The following is a 22,058-nucleotide window of genomic DNA, read 5'->3' on the forward strand; positions in this document are numbered from 1 at the left end:
CCAGATGTGGAAGCCCGGTAACGGGTGAAGCTGACTGGTACTAATAGGCCGAGGGCTTGTCCTCAGTTGCTCGCGTCCACTGTGTTAGTTCTGAAATAACGAACAGCTGTGTCCATAGCCAGCGTTCAAATTTCATAGTGTTTCGGTGGTCATAGCGTTAGGGAAACGCCCGGTTACATTCCGAACCCGGAAGCTAAGCCTTTCAGCGCCGATGGTACTGCAGGGGGGACCCTGTGGGAGAGTAGGACGCCGCCGAACAATCATTGCGGGAAGCCCCGCACCAAACCTTTCGGGGTTCGGTGCGGGGCTTTTCTGCGTTCCGGGCCGGAGCGTGTTCCTCTCTGGCAGCATGTCCGCCGTGGAACACGACGTGTGGGGCGATCTGCTTGAACCCTTTCTTGACACCGAGTTCACTGCCGAGCAGCAGGCCGGCACGCTGGCTCGGCTGAGTGCGGTGGGTCTGGGACCGGAGGAAGTGGCCCGGATTCGCGAGCAGGTCGGGCCGCTCATGCGTGCTTTCAATTCGCTCCACTGGGACTGGCACCACCTGGGGATCACCGACCTGTTGGACGCCGCCGAGGCCGATTGGATACCTGAGCACCTGCGGGTCAGGCCCGATGACCGGGCCGCCTTCCGGGCCTGGGCGATGGAGATCGCGAACAGGGCCGCCTAGGTTCCTGGGTTCCGGTTCGGGTGAAAGCCTGCGGGGGCGAACGCCCGTTCATACGATGTGCCTCCTTCGAACGCTTCGAGTGGGGGTACGGGTGCGCAGAGTCAACGGCAGTGACGAGCGGGACGGAAGACGTACGAGGGGGCTCGTCCAGCGGGTGCTGGTCGGATTGCTGGTGGCGGGTGTCTCCGTCGCGTGCGGTCCTGCGGAGGGTGACGGGCCCGCCGTATCCCTGCCGCCGGTCGCCTCCTCGGCGTCGGCGGTCCCGTCGCAGACATCCGCTCTGCCCTCCGAGACCCCCTCGCCGTCGTCGTCGCCGACGCCCTCCGCCTCCCCTTCGGCGCTGCCGAGCCCGTCGGTTTCGGTGGCGACCCGCTCGGCGGACCCGAAGCCGGCCGCGACGCAGACGACGAAGCCGGTGGCTCCACCCACGACGAAGGCCCCCAGTCGGCAGGCGACGGCCGAGTGCGAGATCGTCTCCAACGCCGGCAACTGCTACAACGCGGGCCAGTTCTGCCGGAAGGCCGACTTGGGGCGGTCCACGCACGCGGGGAACGGGCGCGTGATCCACTGCCGGCTGGACGGCAGTCAGCCTCGCTGGCAGTACTGACGCCGGTTGCGACAGCGACAGAGGCACGCTCGCCGCATGATCGGCTCTGCCGCCGATCATGCGCGACACCGCCGTCGGCTAGAGGCGGCCGGCGGCCTTGAGGGCGAGGTAGGCGTCGGCCAGTGCCGGGGCGAGGGTGTCCGGGGTCGCGTCGACGACGTGGACGCCGTGCCGGGAGAGCTGGTCGGCGGTGCGGCGGCGCTGGGCCTGGGCCTGGGTGCCGGCCGCGGCCTCGTAGACGGCGTCCACGCTGCCGCGGGACTTCGTCATACCGGCGACGTGCGGGTCGGCGACGGAAGCCAGCAGGACCGTGTGGCGCTGGGTGAGCCGGGGGAGCAGCGGGAGCAGGCCCTCTTCGATCGGGGCCGCGTCCAGGCTCGTCAGGAGGACCACCAGGGACCGGCGCGGGGCGCTGCGCAGGACGGTGGAGACCAGGGTGCGGGCGTCCGTCTCCACCAGTTCGGGTTCGAGGGTGGCCATCGCGTTGACGAAGGACGGGAGGATGTCGGCCGCCGCGCGTCCCTGGACCTGGGCGCGGGGGCGGCGGTCGTGGGCCAGCAGGTCCACGCGGTCGCCGGCGCGGGCGGCCAGGGCGGCGAGGAGCAGGGCGGCGTCCATCGCCGAGTCCAGACGGGGGGCGTCGCCGACACGGCCCGCCGAAGTGCGGCCGGTGTCGAGGCAGATGAGGATGTGCCGGTCCCGTTCGGGCCGCCAGGTGCGGACGGCCACCTTGTGCTGGCGGGCCGTGGCGCGCCAGTCGATGGAGCGGGTGTCGTCGCCGGGGACGTAGTCGCGGAGGCTGTCGAACTCCGTGCCCTCACCGCGCGTCAGGACGCTGGTGCGGCCGTCCAGTTCGCGGAGCCGGGCCAGCCGGGAGGGCAGGTGCTTGCGGCTGGTGAAGGGCGGCAGGACCCGGACCGTCCAGGGGGCGAGGTGCGCGCCCTGGCGGGCCCACAGGCCCAGGGGCCCGTACGAGCGGATCGTGACACGGTCGGCGCGGCGGTCGCCGCGGCGGGTGGGGAGCAGACGGGTGGTCAGCCGGCGGCGCTCGCCCGCGGGGACGACCACCTCGTGGCGGGAGGCGGCGCCCTCCGTGCCCGGGAGCCAGCTGCTCGGCGGCCAGGCGTCGCGGACGCGGGCCCGTAGCGTGCGGCCGCTGGGGTTGGTGACGGTGAGGTGGACGTCCGCCGGTTCGCCGAGACGGACCGAGGTGTCCCCCGAGCGGGCCAGCACGAGGCTGCGGACCGGCGCCGCCAGGGCGTAGTCGACCGCGCAGGCCAGGGCGATCGGGCCGTTGACCGCGAGCATCCCCGTCCAGCTCGGTTCGAGGACGCCGACCGGAATGCTGCCGAGGGCCGCCAGCAGGGCGGTTCGTCCGGTGAGGGCCATCAGCGGGGGACGGGGACGTGGGAGAGGATCGCCGTGATGACGGCGTCGGCGGTGACTCCCTCCATCTCCGCTTCCGGGCGCAGCTGGACGCGGTGGCGCAGCGTCGGGAGGGAGAGGGCCTTGACGTCGTCGGGGGTGACGTAGTCGCGGCCGGTGAGCCAGGCCCAGGCGCGGGCGGTGGCGAGCAGGGCGGTCGCGCCGCGGGGGGAGACGCCGAGGGTGAGCGACGGCGATTCGCGGGTGGCGCGGCAGATGTCGACGACGTAGCCGGCGATCTCGGGGGAGACGGAGACCTTGGCGACGGCCTCGCGGGCGGCTTCGAGCTGGGCCGGGCCGGCGACCGGGCGGATGCCGGCGGCGTGCAGGTCGCGGGGGTTGAAGCCGGCGGCGTGGCGGGTCAGGACGCCGATCTCGTCCTCGCGGGAGGGCAGAGGAACCGTCAGCTTGAGGAGGAAGCGGTCCAGTTGGGCTTCCGGGAGGGGGTACGTGCCCTCGTACTCGACCGGGTTCATGGTGGCGGCGACGAGGAAGGGCTCGGGGAGCTTGCGCGGGGTGCCGTCGACCGTGACCTGGCGTTCCTCCATCGCCTCCAGGAGGGAGGACTGGGTCTTCGGGGGCGTGCGGTTGATCTCGTCCGCGAGGAGGAGGTTGGTGAAGACCGGGCCGTTCTGGAACGAGAACTCGGCGGTGCGGGCGTCGTAGACGAGCGAGCCGGTGACGTCGCTCGGCATCAGGTCGGGGGTGAACTGGACGCGCTTGGTGTCGAGTTCGAGGGACGCGGCCAGGGCCCGTACGAGGAGGGTCTTCGCCACGCCGGGGACGCCTTCGAGCAGGACGTGGCCGCGGCACAGGAGCGCGACGACGAGACCGGTGACGGCCGAGTCCTGGCCGACCACGGCCTTGCCGATCTCGGTGCGGAGCGCTTCGAGGGAAGCGCGGGCGCTGTCCGCGGTCACAGCCGCGGACTCGGTGGCCGGGTACGTCATGACGTACGGACCTCTCTTTCGAGGGCGTCGAGGTGGTCGGCGAGCGCGACGAGTGCCGCGTCGTCGGAGGGAGTGGTGCCGAAGAGGAGGGCGCTGACGTCCCGGGTGCCGTCCGTGAGCCGGGCGGAGACCGCCGGGGTGAGGGCGGCCGGGTCGTGGGCGTGGGTGTGCGGTACGCCGGTGAGGGCGGCGAGGCGTTCGCGGGTGGCGGCGCGCAGTACGGTGGCGGCGCGGTCGCGGGCGCCGGCCTTGCGGTACAGGCGGGCCCGGCCCTCGGTCGCCTCGGAGGCGCGGATGACGACGGGGAGCTTCTCGGTGACGAGGGGGCCGAGGCGGCGGGCGCGCCAGAGGGCGGCGACGGCGGCGGCGAGGAAGAGCTGGAGCAGGGCCCAGGACCAGCCGTCCGGGACGAGTGCGAGGAGGCTCTTGTCCTCGGAGGCGCCGGTGTCCGGGTCGGAGTCCGCGAGCGACGGCATGTACCAGACGAGTTCCGGGCGGGAGCCGAGGAGTTGGAGGGCGAGGGAGGCGTTGCCCTCCTCGGCGAGGCTCTCGTTGAGGAGGACCGTCTCGGATCCGAGGAGGACGGTGTCGCCGCGGGTCCCTGCCGGGAGGGTGAGCAGGGTGGGGTGGCCGCCGCTGGGGTAGCAGGCGACGGCTCCCGGGAGGGTGGTGGTGTAGCGCAGGCCGCCGCCGGTGGCCGCGCGGCCGGCGGAGGTCGCGGCGGGCAGGGTGCAGGCGGGGTCGAGCTCGTCGGAGGCGGCGGCTCCGGAGGCTCCGGCGGTGCGGACGCCGGGGGAGAGGTCGGGGAGGCTGTGGCCGCCCGGGGCGAGCAGGACGGTGCGGCCGCCGGAGAGGTCGATGGCCGAGCGGATGGTGCGGCGCTGGGTGGTGCCGAGCCGGTCGGGGTCGGTGACCAGGAGGGTGGTGCGGGGGCCGGCCGCGTCGGCGGCCTCCGCGGCGGTGGTGACGACGCGGGTGGTGACGCCGCGGGTCTTGAGGAGCTCGGCCACGGCGCGGCTGCCGAAGGGGTCGGCGGAGCGGGGGTCCAGGTAGCCGTGGCGGGTGCCGGATTCCAGGGCGGCCAGGATGGTGACGCCGGCGGCCAGGACGGCGGCGGTGGCGAGGATGAGGCGGGCCTTGCGGATTCGCTTGCGCGTGCGGGTGCGGGTGCTGTTTGGCTTGCCGTCGTTGCCGTCGTTGCCGTCGTTGCCGTCGTTGCCGCCGCTGCCTGTGCCGCCGGGGCCGGTCGGAGGGGTGGGGCCGGGTGTGTTCCGGTGCGTCTCCTCGGGCGTCGAACGTGTCGGGGGGTCGGCGGGCCGGGGCACCTTGTGTTCGACGCCCTGCGGGGAGCGCCCCTGCACACACCCGTCCCCGGCGGAGACGTCCTGGGGGCGGGAGGGGCGGGCCGTGTTGCGTTCGGCTTCCTGCGGGGAGTGCCCCGGCACGTACCCGTCCGCGGCGGAGCCGTCCTGGGGGGCGGAGGGGTGGGCCGTGTGGTGTTCGGCGTCCTGTGGGGAGTGTCCCGGCACGTACCCGTCCCCGTCGGGGTTTGAGGTGGGCTGGCTCCCGGGGGGCGTCATGGGGTGGGTCCCGTCAGGAGGGGCTTGGTCTGGGTGAGGGTGAGGTCGAGGGTGCGCAGGCGTGCGTACGTGTCGGCGTCGGCGGTGCGGCCGCCGTAGGTGATGTCGTCGAAGGTGCGGGCGGCGGCGCGGAGGTCTGCGGCGTGGCCGGGGAGGGATGCGGCGGCTTCGGCGGCCGCCTCGTCGGCGGTGCGGCCCGGGCGGGGGTCCAGGAGGGTGCGTTCCTCCAGGGAGCGGACGACGGCGCGCATGCGTTCCTGGACGGCTTCGGTCCAGCGGCCGGCGGCGGCGTGGGCGTCGGCGGCCTTGCGGTGGTCGGCGGCGCTGCGGATGCCGTCGTCGAAGAGGGTGCCCGGGGAGGTGGTGGTGCGGCTCGGGGAGCCCAGGCGCCACCACAGGGCCGCTCCGGCCAGCGCGACCAGGAGGACGATGGCGAGCAGGCCGACGGCGCCCCCGGGGGTTGCCCCGGAGGCGGCGCCGAACAGGTCGTCGAGCCAGTCGAAGAAGGCGCGCGTCGCGCGGTCCACCAGGCTCGGGTCGTTCTCGTGGTACATCGGCTTGGACAGCTCGCGCTCGGCCGCCTCACGGGCGGCCTCGCGCGGTGTCGTCACCGGCGGGACCTCCGCGCGCATCACCCGTAGTTCTCGACGCCGGCCGCCCGGGCGAGCTCCAGGTCGAGGCCCTCGCGCCGGATGCGCTGGTCGACGTAGAGGAGGACGGTGACGCCGGACTGGATCGGCATGACGATGGTCTGCGCGATGATCAGGCCGATCCCGGTGAAGATCAGCAGGCCCCAGGAGGTCTGCGCGCTGCCGTCCTGCAGGGCGTCGAACCCGCCGCCGAAGGCGATGGCGCCGACGAACTGGAACGGGACGACGATCATCAGCCCGACCATGAAGGCGATGAAGCCGGTCAGCAGCGTGATGCCGAAGACGCGCCACCAGGAGCCCTTGACCAGCTTCGAGGACCGGGTGAAGGCCTTGAAGACGCTGCTCTTCTCCAGCATCAGGGCGGGCGAGGCCAGGCTGAACTTGATTCCCAGCCAGACGAGGAGCGGGAGCCAGGCGAAGAAGCCGAGGACGATCAGGCCGGTGCTGTCGGCGGTGATGCCCGGCAGGATCAGGACGGCGCCGATCAGGACGGCGCCGAGGGCCATCAGCAGGGTGAGCCCGACCAGGCGCAGCAGCTGGGGGCGGGCCTCGCGCCAGGCGGTGGAGACCGAGGAGGTCTGGCCGAGGACGGCCCGGCTGAAGACCATGGTGAGCATCGCGGTGACCACGGTGGTGCCGAGGATCTGGATGAACTGGGTCACCACCGACACCGACAGGGTGCTGCCGACGCTGTCGAGGAGTTGCTCGGGCGTGACGTTCTCGTCCGGTGAGAGGGCGACGCCCTCCAGCATGTACTTCTGCACGAGCACGCTGATCACCTGGACGACCGTGGCCACGACCAGGGTGATGGGCAGCACCGAGCGCCAGTGGGTGCGCATGGTGGCGACCGCGCCGTCGAGGATCTCGCCCAGGCCCAGGGGGCGCAGGGGGATCACACCGGGCTTGGCGGCCGGGGGGCTGCCCCATTGGCCGGGGCCGCCCGGGTAGCCGTACTGGGGGCCGTTCTGGCCCGCGTACGGGGTGTCCTGGCGCTGTCCCCAGCCCCCCGCGGCGGGCTGCGGGGGTGTCGGCGGGGTTTCCGGAGCCGTCGTGCCCGGGCTCGACCACTGGCCGGGCGGCGGCTGCTCGGCGGACCACTTCGAGTCGCCTGCGGGCCGGCCGGGCTGCTGCGCGCCGCCGTCGGTGCCCGGCTGGTCGGCGGGGGTTCCCGGCCGCTCGCCGTCGGACGGAGAGGATCCGGGCGTAGCCCAGCCCGGAGAGTCGTTCATCGTCGCTCCTTCACGTGCACCTGCGGCGGCGGGGGCGCCGGTCGCTGCCATCGTGCCACGTGGGTGTCCCGAACGGAGTAGGGGATTGTGAGGCCCTCGTAACCCTGGCCGTCCCCCCGGATCTCCGGCAGCCCTTACCTTCAATTGTCGCCCGGATCCGGGGCAGACTGGTCGACCTGATCTCCACGCAGGTCCGAGGGGCGATTTCCAGCCCTTTTGGCTGTGGGACAGCTCACCGCCAGGTAACGATTAGCTAATGGGATGATGTCAACCATGAAGGGACGCGTCCTTGTCGTCGACGACGACACCGCGCTGGCCGAGATGCTCGGCATTGTGCTGCGTGGAGAAGGTTTTGAGCCGTCGTTCGTAGCGGACGGTGACAAGGCACTTGCTGCCTTCCGGGAGGCGAAGCCGGACCTGGTACTGCTCGACCTCATGCTGCCCGGACGGGACGGCATAGAGGTGTGCAGGCTGATCAGGGCCGAGTCCGGTGTGCCGATCGTGATGCTCACCGCGAAGAGCGACACGGTGGACGTGGTCGTGGGCCTGGAGTCCGGGGCCGACGACTACATCGTCAAGCCGTTCAAGCCGAAGGAGCTGGTGGCCCGCATCCGGGCCCGTCTGCGCCGGTCGGAGGAGCCCGCACCCGAGCAGCTGGCCATCGGTGACCTGGTCATCGACGTGGCCGGGCACTCGGTCAAGCGGGACGGTGCCTCGATCGCCCTGACCCCGCTCGAGTTCGACCTGCTGGTCGCCCTCGCGCGCAAGCCCTGGCAGGTGTTCACCCGCGAGGTGCTGCTGGAGCAGGTCTGGGGCTACCGGCACGCGGCGGACACCCGCCTGGTCAACGTGCATGTGCAGCGTCTGCGCTCCAAGGTGGAGAAGGACCCGGAGCGCCCTGAGATCGTCGTGACGGTGCGCGGTGTTGGCTACAAGGCCGGACCCAGCTGAGGTGCAGTCCGGCACGTCCGCCGCGTCCGGCCGAGGCCGCGGCGGTTCCCGCTGGCGCGGCCTCTGGGAGGGCCGGCCGTTCCGGGCCGGAGCGCCCGGCAGCCCCGTGCTGCGGCTGTTCGTACGCCTCGTACGCCGGCCGCTGGTTCCGGCTGTCCGGCTGTGGCGCCGCAACATCCAGCTCCGGGTGGTCGCCGCCACCCTGCTGATCTCGCTCGCCGTGGTCCTCGCCCTGGGCGTCGTCGTGATCGCCCAGGTCAGCAGGGGGCTGCTCGAGGCCAAGGAGCAGGCGGCGCAGAGCCAGGCGGCGGGCGGGTTCGCGGTCGCGCAGGAGAAGGCGAACGCCCCCGCGACCGTGGACGGACCCGACGCCACCGACAACAAGGTCGGCCGGGACGCCAGCACCTGGATGAACTCCCTCGTCAAGCAGCTGGCCAGTGGCGGCCAGACGGCCTTCGAGGTCGTCGCGCTCGGCGCCGGCACCGGGGAGCAGACCCTGCCCGGGACGCAGGGCGTCAAGGGCGCCCGCGCCTCCGGCAACGTCGATCCGACGGCCAGCGTGCCCGTGAAGCTGCGCCGGGCCGTCAACCACGCGACCGGCGCGTTCAAGACCTTCTCCGAGATCCGCTACACGGCGGGGGCCGGGGACAAGGCGCCCGAGCCGGCGCTGGTCGTGGGCAAGCGGCTCACCGACATCAACGGGGACCCGTACGACCTGTACTACCTCTTCCCGCTCACGCAGGAGGAGGAGTCCCTCAACCTGATCAAGGTCACCATCGTGACCGCGGGCCTGTTCGTCGTCGTCCTGCTCTGCGGCATCGCCTGGCTCGTCGTGCGCCAGGTCGTGACCCCCGTACGGATGGCCGCCGGGATCGCCGAGCGGCTCTCGGCCGGGCGGCTCCAGGAGCGGATGAAGGTCACCGGCGAGGACGACATCGCGCGCCTGGGCGAGGCCTTCAACAAGATGGCGCAGAACCTCCAGCTGAAGATCCAGCAGCTGGAGGAGCTGTCGCGGATGCAGCGCCGGTTCGTCTCGGACGTCTCGCACGAGCTGCGGACCCCGCTGACGACGGTACGGATGGCCGCCGACGTCATCCACGACGCCCGCGTCGACTTCGACCCGATCACCGCGCGCTCGGCCGAGCTGCTCGCCGGGCAGCTCGACCGGTTCGAGTCGCTCCTCTCCGACCTGCTGGAGATCAGCCGCTTCGACGCCGGGGCCGCGGCCCTGGAGGCCGAGCCGATCGACCTGCGGGACGTCGTACGCCGGGTCATCGACGGGGCCGAGCCGCTCGCCGAGCACAAGGGCACGCGGATCCGGGTCCTCGGCGACACCCAGCCGGTCATCGCCGAGGCCGACTCGCGGCGCGTCGAGCGCGTGCTGCGCAACCTCGTCGTCAACGCGGTGGAGCACGGCGAGGGCCGCGACGTGGTGGTCCGGCTGGCGTCCGCGGGCGGGGCCGTCGCCGTGGCCGTACGGGACTACGGCGTCGGGCTGAAGCCCGGCGAGGCCACCCGCGTCTTCAACCGCTTCTGGCGGGCCGACCCGGCGCGGGCGCGCACGACCGGCGGGACCGGCCTCGGCCTGTCCATCGCCGTCGAGGACGCCCGGCTGCACGGCGGCTGGCTGCAGGCCTGGGGCGAGCCGGGCGGCGGCTCGCAGTTCCGCCTGACCCTGCCGCGCACGGCCGACGAGCCGCTGCGGGGCTCGCCCATCCCGCTGGAACCCGAGGACTCGCGGGCCAACCGGGCCAGGGCCGCCGCCGAGGCCGCGGGCCGCACGGCGGACCGCCCGGCCCCGGACGCCGGCGACCGCTCGCCGATACCGCCGCGGTCGCCGGTCACCGGAGCGCAGCCGGTGCCCGCCGACCCGACGGCCCTGCCGGGCAACGGGGCCCGGGTGGTGCCCCGCCCGGCCGACCAGGCACAACAGGAGGACCGAGCCGATGGACGCTGAGCCCGAGAACGCGCGGCGCGGGCGCGTGCGGGTACGGGGCCGGCGGCTGCGCACCCTGCGGGCGTACGCCTTCGGCGCGGCCGGGCTGCTGCTGGCCGGCTGCGCCTCCATGCCCGACCACGGCGAGATCCGAGAGGTGAAGGCCTCGCAGGGCGTCGACTCCCAGGTCCGCGTCTTCGGCGTACCGCCCGCAGACAAGGCCAGCCCGGCCGACATCGTCGACGGCTTCCTGGAGGCGATGACCAGCGACGACCCGCAGCTGGAGACCGCCCGCAAGTACCTCACCGAGGAGGCGGCGAAGAGCTGGAAGCCCAGTTCCGCCGTCACCGTGCTCTCGTCCGGCCTCGACCGGGTCTCGATCCGCGGCGAGAAGGACCCGGACGGGCCGCGCTGGAAGGTGACGGGCAAGAAGCTCGCGACCGTGGACGAGCGCAACGCGTACCAGCCGAAGACCGACGACGAGAAGTACGAGGAGTACCTCCAGCTCGTCCAGGACGAGGACAAGCAGTGGCGGATCTCGCAGCCGCCCAACGGCCTCGTGCTCAGCGAGTCGGACTTCCAGCGCATCTACATGCCGGTCAACAAGTACTACTTCGCGGGCGGCACGCTCGTCGCCGACCCCGTGTACGTGCGCCAGCGCACCGATCCGGACTCGCGGATGGACCCCACCACGCAGACGGTGCAGTCGCTGCTCGCCGGGCCGTCCAGATGGCTCGGCCCCGTCGTCGAGTCCAGCTTCCCCACCGGTACGGAACTGCGCGAGGGCACCAAGTCCCTTTCGTACGACGGCCAGAACACGCTGCGAGTGCCGCTCAACGACAAGGCCGACAACGTCGCCCAGCCGCAGTGCAAGAAGATGGCCACCCAACTCCTCTACACGGTCAAGGACCTGACGGGCTCCCGGCTCGACCAGGTCGAGATCCTGCGCTCCGACGACAAGTCGTCCTCGCTGTGCTCGGTGACCGAGCTGAACGCGGCCGCGATCGCCAACCGGCCCAGGATCCCCGACTACCAGTACTTCGTCGACAACGAGAAGCGGCTGGTCCGGATGAGGCTGGACGTGACCAGCGAGGAACAGCAGAGGGCCGAGCCGGTGCCGGGGCCGCTGAGCACCCAGCCCGTCTTCAAGGTCGGCTCGGCGGCCGTGACGTACGACGAGCGGCGCGCGGCCGTGGTCTCCCCGGACGGGCACGGGCTGTACGTGGTGTCCCTGGTGGGCGCCGGGTCCATGCCGCAGCCGCTGCCGGTGGGCAAGGGGAGCACGCTGACGGCGCCCAGCTGGGACGCGGCCGGCGACCTGTGGGTCGCGGACGGCGATACGCAGCACCCGGGGCTGTGGCGGGTGCCGGGCGGCGCCGGGACCCCGGAGAAGGTGCAGGTGGCCGGGCTGGACGGCGGGCGGATCGTCTCGCTGAAGGCCTCTTCCGACGGGGTGCGGATCGCGCTGCTCGTGGAGAAGGACGGCCGCAAGAACCTGCACGTCGGGCGGATCGAACGGCCCGACGCCAAGGGCGACGCCTCGGCGGTGTCGGTGCGCGAGCTGCGCCCGGCGGCCCCGCAGATGGCGGAGGTGACGACGATGAGCTGGGCGCCGCACGGGCGGCTGCTCGTGGTGGGCCGGGAGAGCGGCGGGGTGCAGCAGGCCCGCTACATGCTGGCGGACGGCTCGATGGTCGCGGCCAGCCTGCCCGGGGCGGCGGGGCTGTCCGCGGTCGCGGCCGCGGCGTCGGAGGACGAGGCGAAGCCGAAGCCGGTGGTGGCGTACTCGGAGGACGGGATCGTGTACCTGCCGCCGGGGGCGCAGTGGCGCACGGTGGCGGCGGGCGGCTCGGCTCCGGTGTACCCGGGCTGAGCTGCGGCCGCGGACCCGGCCGCGGGCTCGGCCGAGGGCTCTGTCCACAGGGGTGGCGGGCTGCGTCCGCCGCCGTCAGTGTGGAGTGGTGCGCGGTTGGTGGCAGGAGCTGGCCGGGCTGGTCCTGCCGGTCGACTGCGCCGGCTGCGGAGCGGTCCGGGTGCTGGTGTGCGCGGGCTGCCGGGAGGCGCTGAGCGGGGCCGGCGCGGGGCCGGTGCGGCCTTCTCCGCGGCCCGAGGGGCTGCCGGTGGTGCACGCCGCCGCCGTCTACGAGGGGGGCGTACGGGCCCTCCTGCTGGCCCACAAGGAGCGCGGGGCGCTGCCGCTGGCCGGGGTGCTCGGCGAGGCCCTGGCGGGCGCCGTGCTGGCGGGCCGGCCGCGGGATGCGGGCGGCCCGGTCCGCACGGGGCCGGGGCCGGAGCCCGGGCCGGCTTCGGCGGAAGTGGCCCTGGTGCCGGTGCCGTCGGCGCGGCGGCAGGTCCGGGCGCGCGGGCACGATCCGGCGCGCAGGATCGCCCTGGCGGCCGCGGGGCGGCTGCGGCGGGCCGGTGTTCCCGCGCGCGTGGCGCCCGTACTGAGGCTGCGGCGGGCGGTGGCGGACCAGGCGGGACTGGGCGCCCGGCAGCGCCGGGAGAACCTCGCGGGGGCCCTGACGGTGTGCCGGGACGGGGCGCGGCTGACGGACGGGGCCCGGATCGTCCTCGTGGACGACCTGGTCACCACGGGGGCGACGCTGGCGGAGGCGGCCCGGGCGGTGCGCAGCGCGGGACTGACCGCGGGCCCGGGGGACGGGCTGCGGGCAGCGGTGGTCGCCGCGCCCGCGGACTCCTTCCGGTGGCTTCCCGGGGCGGTGCCCCGCCGGCCTGCTACGCGTACAGGTCAAAAATCTCGTGAATAGATTTGGAACTGGCGGGGAAGGCCCATCGTTGCAGGTAGTAAGAGGGAACAGCCACCTGACTGGAAGTACATTCCGGTAGCGGGTGCCGACAACCGTCATAGAGGGATATGTTCGGTTGTAAGGAACTCAGGAGGCTGTCTCTCGACTCCGAAGTCGGTGGGGTGTTGATCTTGCCGATGGGGGAGGAGGAGGTGAAAGTCGCCAAGTCCGAGGCTCCGGCCTTCACCGGAGTCTGGTGCGAAAGGGAGACGCTTCGCCCCGTCGGGCGGAGCTATCCGGGAACGGAGTTCTGCGTGGACATCGTCGTCAAGGGCCGCAAGACCGAGGTGCCCGAGCGGTTCCGCAAGCACGTGGCCGAGAAGCTGAATCCGGAGCGGATCCAGAAGCTCGACGCCAAGGTGATCAGCTTGGACGTCGAGGTGTCCAAGGAGCACAACCCGCGCCAGGCCGACCGTTCCGACCGCGTGGAGATCACCCTGCGTTCGCGGGGCCCGGTGATCCGGGCCGAGGCCGCCGCCGCCGACCCGTACGCGGCGCTCGACCTCGCTCAGGACAAGCTGGAGGCCCGGCTGCGCAAGCAGCACGACAAGCGTTACACCCGCCGTGGCAACGGCCGGCTCTCGGCGGCCGAGGTCGCCGACGTCGTGCCGGGCGTCGCGTCGCTCAACGGCAGTGGCCAGGTGGTCACCGAGGAGAAGGCGGACGGGGTTCCGATCACCCGGATCGGGTCCATCGAAGTGCAGGGCGAAGGCCCGCTCATCGTCCGCGAGAAGACCCACTCGGCCGCACCCATGTCGCTCGACCAGGCTCTGTACGAGATGGAGCTGGTCGGCCACGACTTCTATCTGTTCGTCGACTCCGAGACGAAGCTGCCCAGCGTGGTCTACCGACGTCACGCGTACGACTACGGCGTCATCCACGTGAACCCCGACGGTGCCTCCAGCTCGGAGGAACCGCGCGGCGGCGCCGGCGGCGCACTCGGCGGCTGAACCGACCATTCGTTGCCCCCGCGGGGACGCTCCGGCGTCTCCGCGGGGGCACCTGCATGACGGGTATTGCGCCAGCCGGGTCCTCGACGTCCCCCCGCGCCGTGGCGCGGGCATGGAATCATGGCGGGCAGTCAACCGGCCGCGGTGTGTGTCCGGTTGGCCCAGCAGCTCAGCACATGCAGGGGGAGGAACGATGGCGGACAGCTTCGGGCCGGTGCGCGGGGACGACGGCGCGGGCTGCCGCGGCGCGGACGCGTCGGCGGAGCCCGACGGCTCGCCGGCCGGGGAACCGATCCGGGTGCTCGTGGTCGACGACCACGCACTCTTCCGGCGGGGTCTGGAGATCGTCCTCGCGCAGGAGGAGGACATCCAGGTCGTCGGCGAGGCCGGGGACGGCGCGGAGGCGGTGGACAAGGCGGCCGATCTGCTGCCGGACATCGTGCTGATGGACGTGCGGATGCCCCGGCGCGGCGGCATCGAGGCGTGCACCTCGATCAAGGAGGTGGCCCCCTCCGCGAAGATCATCATGCTGACGATCAGCGACGAGGAGGCGGACCTCTACGACGCGATCAAGGCGGGCGCGACCGGGTACCTCCTGAAGGAGATCTCGACGGACGAGGTGGCCACGGCGATCCGGGCGGTGGCCGACGGCCAGTCGCAGATCAGCCCTTCGATGGCGTCGAAGCTGCTCACCGAGTTCAAGTCGATGATCCAGCGGACCGACGAGCGCCGGCTGGTCCCGGCGCCGAGGCTGACGGACCGGGAGCTGGAGGTCCTCAAGCTGGTGGCCACCGGCATGAACAACCGCGACATCGCCAAGGAGTTGTTCATCTCCGAGAACACCGTGAAGAACCACGTCCGCAACATCCTGGAGAAGCTGCAGCTGCACTCCAGGATGGAAGCCGTGGTCTACGCGATGCGCGAGAAGATCCTCGAAATCCGCTGACCCGGACCGACCGCCTAGAGCGCGGCGAGCTCCGCCGTGACGGCCGCCGCCTCCGCGGGCGAGCCCGCGCGCTCGATCCGTACGTCCTCGCAGCCGACCCACTCCGCGGCTTCCCGCAGGGCCTGTGCCATCGGGCCCGCGGCCTTCGGCGAGGTCAGCGAGAGCTGCCGGGCGACCAGCGTGCGGCCCTCGCGGGCCGGGTCCACGCGGCCCTGGAGCCGGCCGCCCGCCAGCAGCGGCATCGCGAAGTACCCGTGTATCCGCTTCGGCTTGGGGACGTACGCCTCGAGGCGGTGGGTGAAGCCGAAGATCCGCTCCGTGCGGGGGCGGTCCCAGACCAGGGAGTCGAAGGGCGACAGCAGCGTCGTGCGGTGGCGGCCCCGGGGGGCCGCGGCGAGGGCGGCGGGGTCCGCCCAGGCGGGCTTGGACCAGCCTTCGACCTCGACCGGGACCAGCCCGGAGTCGGCGATCACCGCGTCGACCTGGTCCCCCTTGAGGCGGTGGTAGTCCGCGATGTCTGCGCGGGTGCCGACGCCCAGGGACCGGCCGGCCAGCGCGACCAGGCGGCGCATGCACTCGCGGTCGTCGAGGTCGTCGTGGAGCAGCCGGTCCGGAACGGCGCGCTCGGGGAGGTCGTACACCCGCTTCCAGCCGCGGCGCTCGCTGCAGACCACCGCGCCGGTGTCGAGGAGCCACTCCACCGCGATCTTGGTCTCGGACCACTCGAACCACTCGCCGCCGTTCTTCGCGCCGCCCAGTTCGGTGGAGGTCAGCGGGCCGTCGGACTTCAGCCGGTCCAGGACCGCCCGCGTCGAGTGCTGCTTGTCCTGGAGGATGTGCCAGCGGTGGCCGCGCTCCCGGTTGGCCCGGCGCCGGAAGGCGAAATGCGGCCATTCCTCGATGGGGAGGATGCAGGCCGCGTGCGACCAGTACTCGAAGGCGTGGCGGTCGGACCAGTACGCCCGCTCCACGGTGTCGCGGCCGACGGCGCCGAGGCGTGCGTACGGGATCAGCTCGTGCGAGCGGGCCAGCACCGAGATGGTGTCCAGCTGCACGGCGCCCAGGTGGCGCAGGACTCCGCGCACCCCTCCTCGGCGGTCGGGTGCTCCGAGGAAGCCCTGTGCGCGCAGGGCGATCCGGCGGGCTTCGTCGGCGGAGAGGGAGAGCGCAGTCATGTCCGCAGCCTAGGCGGGGCCACTGACAGCGGGCAGGTACGGCAGCCGCGCGGGGAGGCCGAGGTCGGAGGGGAGCAGGGCGCCGACCCAGCAGTCGCGGGAGGTGCCGCGCTGCTCGATGCCGGCCCGCAGGACCCCCTCGACCTGGAAGCCCGCCTTCTCGGCGACGGCCTTCGAGCCCTCGTTGCCCAGCTCGGCGCGCCATTCCAGCCGGGTGACGCCGAGCGCGGTGAAGGCCCAGCGGGCGACGGCCCGCACGGCCTCGGTCATGTAGCCCCGTCCGCGGTGCTCCTTCACGGCCCAGTAGCCGATCTCGTACGACTCGGCGCCGTGGACGTGCACGCCGACGGCCGCGACCAGCGGGCCCTCGGCCCCGAGGAGGACGGCGAAGGGGTAGCCCGTGTCCTCGCGCCAGCCGTTCGGCACGAGCTCGTTGACGAAGGCGTGCGCGTGCGCGCGCTCGTACGGGGAGGGGACCAGGGTCCAGCGCTGGATGGCCGGGTCCTGCGCGGCCGCGTAGACCTCGTCCTCGTCGGCGGGGACGAAAGGCCGCAGGACCAGCCGGTCCGTGGTGAGTGTGATGGGCTCCATGAACGGATTCTGCTGCCCGCGCCGTGCCCGGAGCGAACACTTTCCGGGAATCCCCCCGGGGGATGCGGCACCTTCCGTGTACCCCGTACGTTCTCAATCCGGGCACCCGTGCCCCCACGGGAACGGCGGACCTCCCGACGTGGCCACGTCCTCGCTTACGATGGCCGTTGCGGTGGGGCCCACCTGCCGTGCCCGCGGTACGTACAGTGCCCAGGCCCGACCGGCAAGGAGACAAACCTCGGTGTCCGTCTTCAACAAGCTCATGCGTGCAGGCGAGGGCAAGATCCTGCGCAAACTGCACCGCATTGCGGCCCAGGTCAACTCCATCGAAGAGGACTTCGTCAACCTCTCCGACGCCGAGTTGCGGGCGCTCACGGACGAGTACAAGCAGCGCTTCCAGGACGGCGAGAGCCTGGACGACCTGCTGCCCGAGGCCTTCGCGACCGTACGCGAGGCGGCCAAGCGCGTCCTCGGCCAGCGGCACTACGACGTCCAGATCATGGGTGGCGCGGCGCTGCACCTCGGCTACGTGGCCGAGATGAAGACCGGTGAGGGCAAGACCCTCGTCGGCACGCTCCCCGCGTACCTGAACGCGCTGTCCGGCAAGGGCGTCCACCTGATCACGGTGAACGACTACCTCGCCGAGCGCGACTCCGAGCTGATGGGCCGGGTGCACAAGTTCCTCGGCCTGGAGGTCGGCTGCATCCTGGCGAACATGTCGCCGGCGCAGCGCCGCGAGCAGTACGGCTGCGACATCACCTACGGCACGAACAACGAGTTCGGCTTCGACTACCTGCGCGACAACATGGCGTGGTCGCAGGACGAGCTCGTCCAGCGCGGCCACAACTTCGCCGTGGTCGACGAGGTCGACTCGATCCTCGTCGACGAGGCCCGTACCCCGCTGATCATCTCCGGCCCGGCCGACCAGGCCACGAAGTGGTACGGCGACTTCGCGAAGCTGGTGACCCGCCTGACCAAGGGCGAGGCCGGCCAGCCGCTGAAGGGCATCGAGGAGACCGGCGACTACGAGGTCGACGAGAAGAAGCGCACCGTCGCCATCCACGAGTCCGGCGTCGCCAAGGTCGAGGACTGGCTCGGCATCGAGAACCTCTACGAGTCGGTGAACACCCCGCTCGTCGGATACCTGAACAACGCGATCAAGGCCAAGGAGCTCTTCAAGAACGACAAGGACTACGTCGTCATCGACGGCGAAGTCATGATCGTCGACGAGCACACCGGCCGTATCCTCGCCGGCCGCCGCTACAACGAGGGCATGCACCAGGCGATCGAGGCGAAGGAAGGGGTGGACATCAAGGACGAGAACCAGACCCTCGCCACGATCACCCTGCAGAACTTCTTCCGCCTCTACTCGAAGCTGTCGGGCATGACCGGTACGGCCATGACCGAGGCCGCCGAGTTCCACCAGATCTACAAGCTCGGTGTCGTCCCGATCCCGACCAACCGCGACATGGTCCGCAAGGACCAGCCGGACCTGATCTACCGGACCGAGGTCGCGAAGTTCTCCGCCGTCGTCGACGACATCGCGGAGAAGCACGAGAAGGGCCAGCCGATCCTCGTCGGTACGACGTCGGTCGAGAAGTCCGAGTACCTCTCCCAGCAGCTCTCCAAGCGCGGCATCCCGCACGAGGTGCTCAACGCCAAGCAGCACGACCGTGAGGCGACGATCGTCGCCCAGGCCGGCCGCCGCGGCGCGGTCACCGTCGCCACGAACATGGCCGGCCGTGGTACGGACATCAAGCTCGGCGGCAACCCGGACGACCTCGCCGAGGCCGAGCTGCGCCAGCGCGGCCTGGACCCGGAGGAGCACATCGAGGAGTGGGCGCACGCCCTGCCCGAGGCGCTCACGCGGGCCGAGGCGGCCGTGAAGGCCGAGTTCGAAGAGGTCAAGGACCTCGGCGGCCTGTACGTGCTGGGCACCGAGCGCCACGAGTCGCGCCGCATCGACAACCAGCTGCGCGGCCGCTCCGGCCGACAGGGCGACCCGGGCGAGTCCCGCTTCTACCTGTCGCTGGGCGACGACCTGATGCGCCTGTTCAAGGCGCAGATGGTCGAGCGCGTCATGGCGATGGCGAACGTGCCGGACGACGTGCCGATCGAGAACAAGATGGTCACGCGCGCCATCGCGTCGGCCCAGTCGCAGGTGGAGACCCAGAACTTCGAGACGCGCAAGAACGTCCTGAAGTACGACGAGGTCCTCAACAGCCAGCGCGAGGTCATCTACGGCGAGCGCCGCCGCGTCCTGGAGGGCGAGGACCTGCAGGAGCAGGTGCGCTTCATGATGGACGACACCATCGACGCGTACATCGCGGCCGAGACGGTCGAGGGCTTCGCCGAGGAGTGGGACCTGGAGCGGCTGTGGAACGCCTTCCGGCAGCTCTACCCGGTGAAGGTCACCATCGAGGAGCTGGAGGAGGCCGCCGGCGACCGCGCGGGCATCACCGCCGAGTTCATCGCGGAGTCCGTCAAGGACGACATCCACGAGCAGTACGAGACGCGCGAGAAGACGCTCGGCTCCGAGATCATGCGCGAGCTGGAGCGGCGCGTGGTCCTGTCGGTGCTCGACCGCAAGTGGCGTGAGCACCTGTACGAGATGGACTACCTGCAGGAGGGCATCGGCCTGCGCGCGATGGCCCAGAAGGACCCGCTGGTCGAGTACCAGCGCGAGGGCTTCGACATGTTCAACGCCATGCAGGAAGGCATCAAGGAGGAGTCCGTCGGCTACCTGTTCAACCTGGAGGTCCAGGTCGAGCAGCAGGTCGAGGAGCTTCCGGTGCAGGACGCGGCGCCGTCGCTGACGAAGGAGCCGGCGGCGGCCGGGGCCGGCCGTCCGGAGATCCGGGCGAAGGGGCTGGACGCTCCGCAGCGGCCGGACCGGCTGCACTTCTCGGCGCCGACGGTGGACGGCGAGGGCGGTGTCGTCGAGGGCGACTTCGCGTCCGAGGGCGCGGGTGGCGAGGGCGACGGGATGACGCGGGCGGAGCGGCGCAAGGCGGCGAAGGCCGCCGGCGGGCGGCGCCGCAAGAAGTGACCCCTGCGGGGTCGAGCTGTCGGCCGGGGCCGGACACCGTGCATGGTGTCCGGCCCCGGCCGCGTTGTGTGGCGGGTGCGGCGCCGCTCCTGGGGCTCCGCCCCAGACCCTCCCCCAGACTCCGTCCGGGGGGACCCCCAGGGGGCGCTGCCCCCGGACCCCCGCGCCTCAAACGCCGGCGAGGCTGAAAGAGCGCCTCAAACGCCGGCGGGGCTGGATGGGGCGGGCGGGGCTGAAAGATCGGGGCTCCGCCCCGGACCCCGCGCCTCAAACGCCGGCGAGGCTGGAGTGTGCCGGCGGGGCTGGATTGTGGCTGGTGAGCGGCTACGGGAGGGGGCCCTGGAGTTCTACTGCGGCGCAGCGCCAGCGGAGGTCTGGGCCCTGTTCCAGGCGGAAGGCCATGGCCGTGAGGCGGTCGCCCGTGGCGATGCGGGCGAAGGCTTCGATGACGCCCGGGCCGGGGGTGAAGCGGCCGCACCGGCGGATGACCGGGCGGAGGCAGTCGCGCAGGGGGCCTGCGGGGGCCAGGGTGACCAGCTGCTGGTAGGCGGGGCCGACGGTGTGGCCGAGGAGCGAGTGGACCGGGCGGCGGCCGCTGACCACCGCGAGGAGGTGTTCGGCGAACCAGTGGTGCGGGCCGTTCCGCAAGGCGCGCGGGGGCCCTGCCGGGCGCCGCGGGTCGCGCCGTCCGGCGGGCCGGGTGCGGGTCCGGCCGCCCGGCCGGCGGCGGCTCCCGTCGTTGCCGATCGTGCCGCGCGTCGTCGTGTCCATCGCGTCTGCCCCCGAACAGGCCGGGCCCGGCGGGTACCGGGCGGTAACTTGATGGGGATCTTCTACGGTCGCCGAACACGCTCCGCAACCACGCGCACGGTCGGCCGGGCCGCCGCCCCGGTTCACCTATCCGAGTGCCCGCCGGCCCCTCCGCAGGCCCGGAGCGCGCACGTCCGGGGAGCGGGGTGGACGGCCGCGGGTCCTGGTCCGGCACCTCGAAGGGGTACGGACGCCGTCACCCTGCCGGACCCTCCGAGTCGTATCCTGAGGGAGTTTTCCGACTACTGAAAGCAGCCGGCCATGCGTGTGTACGTCCCCCTGACCCTCCCCGGGCTCGCCGAGGTGCACAAGGCGGGTGAGCTGGGCCCCGCCCCGCTGCGGGCGTACGCCGTCACCCCCGGGCTCCGCGAGTGGTACGTGTCGGACGACATCGAGGAGCTGGAGTACGCGGCCCTGAACCGGGCTGCGGTCGCCTCCCTGCGGCTGCTCGCCGCGGACGCGGGCGCGCCGCGCCGGCGCGTCGTCGTCGCCCTCGACGTCGACGACAAGGCCGCCACCGCCACCCCCGGGGTCGACGAGGCCACGCTCGGCCAGGTCAGCCTGGCCGCCGCCGTACGCCTCACCGTGGCCGCCGCGGTGCACGTGGACGCCGATGACGCCGACGAGGACGTGGCCGCCGCCGCACAGGCCCTGGCCGCCGCCGACGGCGGGGACGCGGACGCACAGTTCATCGTCGACGGAGCCGAGGACCACGAGCTGCTGTGGTTCGGCGTGCAGGAGATTCCGGGGTTGCTGAAGTGACCGAAAAGCACATCGTCTGGGACTGGAACGGCACCCTCCTCCACGACATCGACGCCGTCATAGCCGCGACCAACGCCTCCTTCGCCGAGCTCGGCTTCGCGCCGATCACCCTGGAGACCTACCGCGACCTGTACGTCGTACCGGTGCCGAAGTTCTACGAGCGCCTCATGGGACGGCTGCCCACCGACGAGGAGTGGGTGGTCATGGACGAGGCCTTCCACCGGCACTACTGGGCGGCCGCCGAGGACGCCGGGCTCGCCGAGGGCGCCCGGGAGCTGCTCCAGGAGTGGCAGCGGGACGGGCTCACCCAGTCCCTGCTGTCCCTCGCGCCCCACGAGAAGCTCGTACCGCTGGTCCGGACCCACGGCATCGACCACCACTTCCTGCGCGTCGACGGGCGGATCGGCCCCTCCCACACCTCCAAGGCGGGACACCTCGTACGCCACATGGCCGCCCTGGACGGGACGGGGGTGACGGCGGGCCGTACGGTCCTCATCGGAGACGCCGTGGACGATGCCCTGGCCGCCGCCCACGTCGGTGCCCGGGCGGTCCTCTACACGGGCGGTTCGCACAGCCGCAGCAGTCTGGAATCGGCCGGTGTGCCGGTCGTGGACACCCTGGCCGAGGCCGTATGGACAGCTCGCGAGCTGGCCGAATAGTGGCTGGACAGCCCGCTGCACGGACAGCCCGGTCACGTCGCTGGCCAGACTGTCAAAGTTTCACCCCAAGATTTATACAGATGCAGCGAATGACGACCTGGGGGTAGGTCGGGATAGCCTTGTACCCGTGATCAGCGCGATAGTCATCGGGGGCACTGGAGCCTCCGGCCTGCGCCCGGCGCACGACCGTGCCCGGGCCTTCGCTGATCCCCGCCACCGGGACCTCCAGCCGATCTTGGCTCATTCCCTCCCGGTCGGCTCTCTCGACGGCATAGCGTCGATCCCGGACGGACACCCCGCCTCGC

The 22,058-nt window shown here is 72.2% G+C and carries 19 protein-coding genes and 1 rRNA gene; 12 read left to right on the top strand and 8 right to left on the bottom strand.

What is annotated here, in order from left to right; translation table 11 throughout:
• The first annotated feature begins 141 nt into the window (after positions 1-141).
• From rrf to ACIPYQ_RS00015, 3 genes are all read left to right on the top strand, one after another.
• Positions 142-258: ribosomal RNA gene (gene rrf, locus ACIPYQ_RS00005) — 5S ribosomal RNA — on the top strand.
• 100 nt (positions 259-358) lie between these two features.
• The gene (locus tag ACIPYQ_RS00010) at positions 359-673 is read left to right on the top strand and encodes a hypothetical protein (protein ID WP_401244753.1); all 315 of its coding nucleotides are present in this window, start codon (positions 359-361) and stop codon (positions 671-673) included.
• 91 nt (positions 674-764) lie between these two features.
• Positions 765-1,280, top strand: a complete 516-nt coding sequence (locus ACIPYQ_RS00015; protein WP_401244754.1) for a hypothetical protein — start codon at positions 765-767, stop codon at positions 1,278-1,280.
• Between the two features lie 78 nt (positions 1,281-1,358).
• On the opposite strand, the gene ACIPYQ_RS00020 is transcribed toward ACIPYQ_RS00015, so the two are convergent.
• Genes ACIPYQ_RS00020 through ACIPYQ_RS00040 form a run of 5 tightly spaced genes read right to left on the bottom strand, consistent with a single transcriptional unit; the run spans position 1,359 to position 7,114 of the window.
• Positions 1,359-2,669, bottom strand: a complete 1,311-nt coding sequence (locus ACIPYQ_RS00020) for a DUF58 domain-containing protein (protein ID WP_401244756.1) — start codon at positions 2,667-2,669, stop codon at positions 1,359-1,361.
• On the bottom strand, positions 2,669-3,655 hold the full coding sequence (locus ACIPYQ_RS00025) for an AAA family ATPase (protein WP_401244758.1): 987 nt from the start codon (positions 3,653-3,655) through the stop codon (positions 2,669-2,671). The genes ACIPYQ_RS00020 and ACIPYQ_RS00025 overlap by 1 nt, the downstream gene beginning before the upstream one ends.
• Positions 3,652-5,235 (bottom strand): DUF4350 domain-containing protein, encoded by a 1,584-nt coding sequence (locus ACIPYQ_RS00030; protein WP_401244760.1) that lies wholly within the window; start codon positions 5,233-5,235, stop codon positions 3,652-3,654. Before ACIPYQ_RS00030 ends, ACIPYQ_RS00025 begins: the two co-directional genes overlap by 4 nt.
• Positions 5,232-5,867, bottom strand: coding sequence for a DUF4129 domain-containing protein (locus tag ACIPYQ_RS00035; protein ID WP_401244762.1), 636 nt, complete (start codon positions 5,865-5,867; stop codon positions 5,232-5,234). Before ACIPYQ_RS00035 ends, ACIPYQ_RS00030 begins: the two co-directional genes overlap by 4 nt.
• Complete coding sequence (locus tag ACIPYQ_RS00040) at positions 5,867-7,114, bottom strand: glycerophosphoryl diester phosphodiesterase membrane domain-containing protein (RefSeq protein WP_401244764.1); 1,248 nt, start codon at positions 7,112-7,114, stop codon at positions 5,867-5,869. The genes ACIPYQ_RS00035 and ACIPYQ_RS00040 overlap by 1 nt, the downstream gene beginning before the upstream one ends.
• Before the next feature lie 261 nt (positions 7,115-7,375).
• Here ACIPYQ_RS00040 and mtrA point away from each other — a divergent pair, with 261 nt between their 5' ends.
• The 6 genes from mtrA (at position 7,376) to ACIPYQ_RS00070 (ending at position 14,707) form a co-directional block, all read left to right on the top strand.
• Positions 7,376-8,065: a two-component system response regulator MtrA gene (gene mtrA / locus ACIPYQ_RS00045; RefSeq protein ID WP_189747360.1), complete on the top strand. Its 690-nt coding sequence runs from the start codon at positions 7,376-7,378 to the stop codon at positions 8,063-8,065.
• Between the two features lies 1 nt (position 8,066).
• Complete coding sequence (gene mtrB / locus ACIPYQ_RS00050) at positions 8,067-10,022, top strand: MtrAB system histidine kinase MtrB (protein ID WP_401244766.1); 1,956 nt, start codon at positions 8,067-8,069, stop codon at positions 10,020-10,022.
• Positions 10,012-11,874 carry an LpqB family beta-propeller domain-containing protein gene (locus tag ACIPYQ_RS00055; protein WP_401244768.1) on the top strand — a complete coding sequence of 621 codons (1,863 nt, stop codon included), beginning with the start codon at positions 10,012-10,014 and terminating at the stop codon, positions 11,872-11,874. The genes mtrB and ACIPYQ_RS00055 overlap by 11 nt, the downstream gene beginning before the upstream one ends.
• A gap of 88 nt (positions 11,875-11,962) precedes the next feature.
• Positions 11,963-12,772 carry a ComF family protein gene (locus ACIPYQ_RS00060; RefSeq protein ID WP_401244770.1) on the top strand — a complete coding sequence of 270 codons (810 nt, stop codon included), beginning with the start codon at positions 11,963-11,965 and terminating at the stop codon, positions 12,770-12,772.
• Between the two features lie 293 nt (positions 12,773-13,065).
• Positions 13,066-13,761 (top strand): ribosome hibernation-promoting factor, HPF/YfiA family, encoded by a 696-nt coding sequence (gene hpf / locus ACIPYQ_RS00065; RefSeq protein ID WP_361761894.1) that lies wholly within the window; start codon positions 13,066-13,068, stop codon positions 13,759-13,761.
• A 193-nt stretch (positions 13,762-13,954) separates the two neighbouring features.
• The gene (locus tag ACIPYQ_RS00070; protein WP_361761874.1) at positions 13,955-14,707 is read left to right on the top strand and encodes a response regulator transcription factor; all 753 of its coding nucleotides are present in this window, start codon (positions 13,955-13,957) and stop codon (positions 14,705-14,707) included.
• A 14-nt stretch (positions 14,708-14,721) separates the two neighbouring features.
• Here ACIPYQ_RS00070 and ACIPYQ_RS00075 read toward each other — a convergent pair whose 3' ends face one another.
• Both ACIPYQ_RS00075 and ACIPYQ_RS00080 read right to left on the bottom strand, forming a co-directional pair.
• Positions 14,722-15,882 (bottom strand): DNA glycosylase AlkZ-like family protein, encoded by a 1,161-nt coding sequence (locus tag ACIPYQ_RS00075; RefSeq protein ID WP_361761871.1) that lies wholly within the window; start codon positions 15,880-15,882, stop codon positions 14,722-14,724.
• Between the two features lie 9 nt (positions 15,883-15,891).
• A complete protein-coding gene (locus ACIPYQ_RS00080; RefSeq protein WP_401244773.1) occupies positions 15,892-16,473 on the bottom strand; it encodes a GNAT family N-acetyltransferase in 582 nt (193 codons plus the stop codon).
• A 241-nt stretch (positions 16,474-16,714) separates the two neighbouring features.
• Here ACIPYQ_RS00080 and secA point away from each other — a divergent pair, with 241 nt between their 5' ends.
• Positions 16,715-19,522: a preprotein translocase subunit SecA gene (gene secA, locus ACIPYQ_RS00085; RefSeq protein WP_361761865.1), complete on the top strand. Its 2,808-nt coding sequence runs from the start codon at positions 16,715-16,717 to the stop codon at positions 19,520-19,522.
• Between the two features lie 324 nt (positions 19,523-19,846).
• Here the strand turns inward: secA and ACIPYQ_RS00090 are convergent, their stop codons facing one another.
• Positions 19,847-20,293, bottom strand: a complete 447-nt coding sequence (locus ACIPYQ_RS00090) for an Rv3235 family protein (protein ID WP_401244775.1) — start codon at positions 20,291-20,293, stop codon at positions 19,847-19,849.
• Between the two features lie 300 nt (positions 20,294-20,593).
• Here ACIPYQ_RS00090 and ACIPYQ_RS00095 point away from each other — a divergent pair, with 300 nt between their 5' ends.
• Both ACIPYQ_RS00095 and ACIPYQ_RS00100 read left to right on the top strand, forming a co-directional pair.
• Positions 20,594-21,094 carry a DUF6912 family protein gene (locus ACIPYQ_RS00095; RefSeq protein WP_361761860.1) on the top strand — a complete coding sequence of 167 codons (501 nt, stop codon included), beginning with the start codon at positions 20,594-20,596 and terminating at the stop codon, positions 21,092-21,094.
• Positions 21,091-21,753: an HAD family hydrolase gene (locus tag ACIPYQ_RS00100; RefSeq protein WP_362233755.1), complete on the top strand. Its 663-nt coding sequence runs from the start codon at positions 21,091-21,093 to the stop codon at positions 21,751-21,753. The genes ACIPYQ_RS00095 and ACIPYQ_RS00100 overlap by 4 nt, the downstream gene beginning before the upstream one ends.
• Positions 21,754-22,058 lie beyond the last annotated feature (305 nt).

Origin of the sequence: Streptomyces sp. NPDC090045, from assembly GCF_044747975.1 — a bacterium.
GTDB lineage: Bacteria > Actinomycetota > Actinomycetes > Streptomycetales > Streptomycetaceae > Streptomyces.

Bases quoted from the DNA above. Each gene is read 5' to 3' on its own strand.
- ACIPYQ_RS00075 (WP_361761871.1), bottom strand. From the start codon at position 15,882: ATGACTGCGCTCTCCCTCTCCGCCGACGAAGCCCGCCGGATCGCCCTG.
- ACIPYQ_RS00090 (WP_401244775.1), bottom strand. From the start codon at position 20,293: ATGGACACGACGACGCGCGGCACGATCGGCAACGACGGGAGCCGCCGC.
- ACIPYQ_RS00030 (WP_401244760.1), bottom strand. From the start codon at position 5,235: ATGACGCCCCCCGGGAGCCAGCCCACCTCAAACCCCGACGGGGACGGG.
- ACIPYQ_RS00035 (WP_401244762.1), bottom strand. From the start codon at position 5,867: ATGCGCGCGGAGGTCCCGCCGGTGACGACACCGCGCGAGGCCGCCCGT.
- ACIPYQ_RS00055 (WP_401244768.1), top strand. From the start codon at position 10,012: ATGGACGCTGAGCCCGAGAACGCGCGGCGCGGGCGCGTGCGGGTACGG.
- ACIPYQ_RS00095 (WP_361761860.1), top strand. From the start codon at position 20,594: ATGCGTGTGTACGTCCCCCTGACCCTCCCCGGGCTCGCCGAGGTGCAC.
- ACIPYQ_RS00025 (WP_401244758.1), bottom strand. From the start codon at position 3,655: ATGACGTACCCGGCCACCGAGTCCGCGGCTGTGACCGCGGACAGCGCC.
- ACIPYQ_RS00040 (WP_401244764.1), bottom strand. From the start codon at position 7,114: ATGAACGACTCTCCGGGCTGGGCTACGCCCGGATCCTCTCCGTCCGAC.
- ACIPYQ_RS00070 (WP_361761874.1), top strand. From the start codon at position 13,955: ATGGCGGACAGCTTCGGGCCGGTGCGCGGGGACGACGGCGCGGGCTGC.
- mtrA (WP_189747360.1), top strand. From the start codon at position 7,376: ATGATGTCAACCATGAAGGGACGCGTCCTTGTCGTCGACGACGACACC.
- ACIPYQ_RS00020 (WP_401244756.1), bottom strand. From the start codon at position 2,669: ATGGCCCTCACCGGACGAACCGCCCTGCTGGCGGCCCTCGGCAGCATT.
- ACIPYQ_RS00080 (WP_401244773.1), bottom strand. From the start codon at position 16,473: ATGGAGCCCATCACACTCACCACGGACCGGCTGGTCCTGCGGCCTTTC.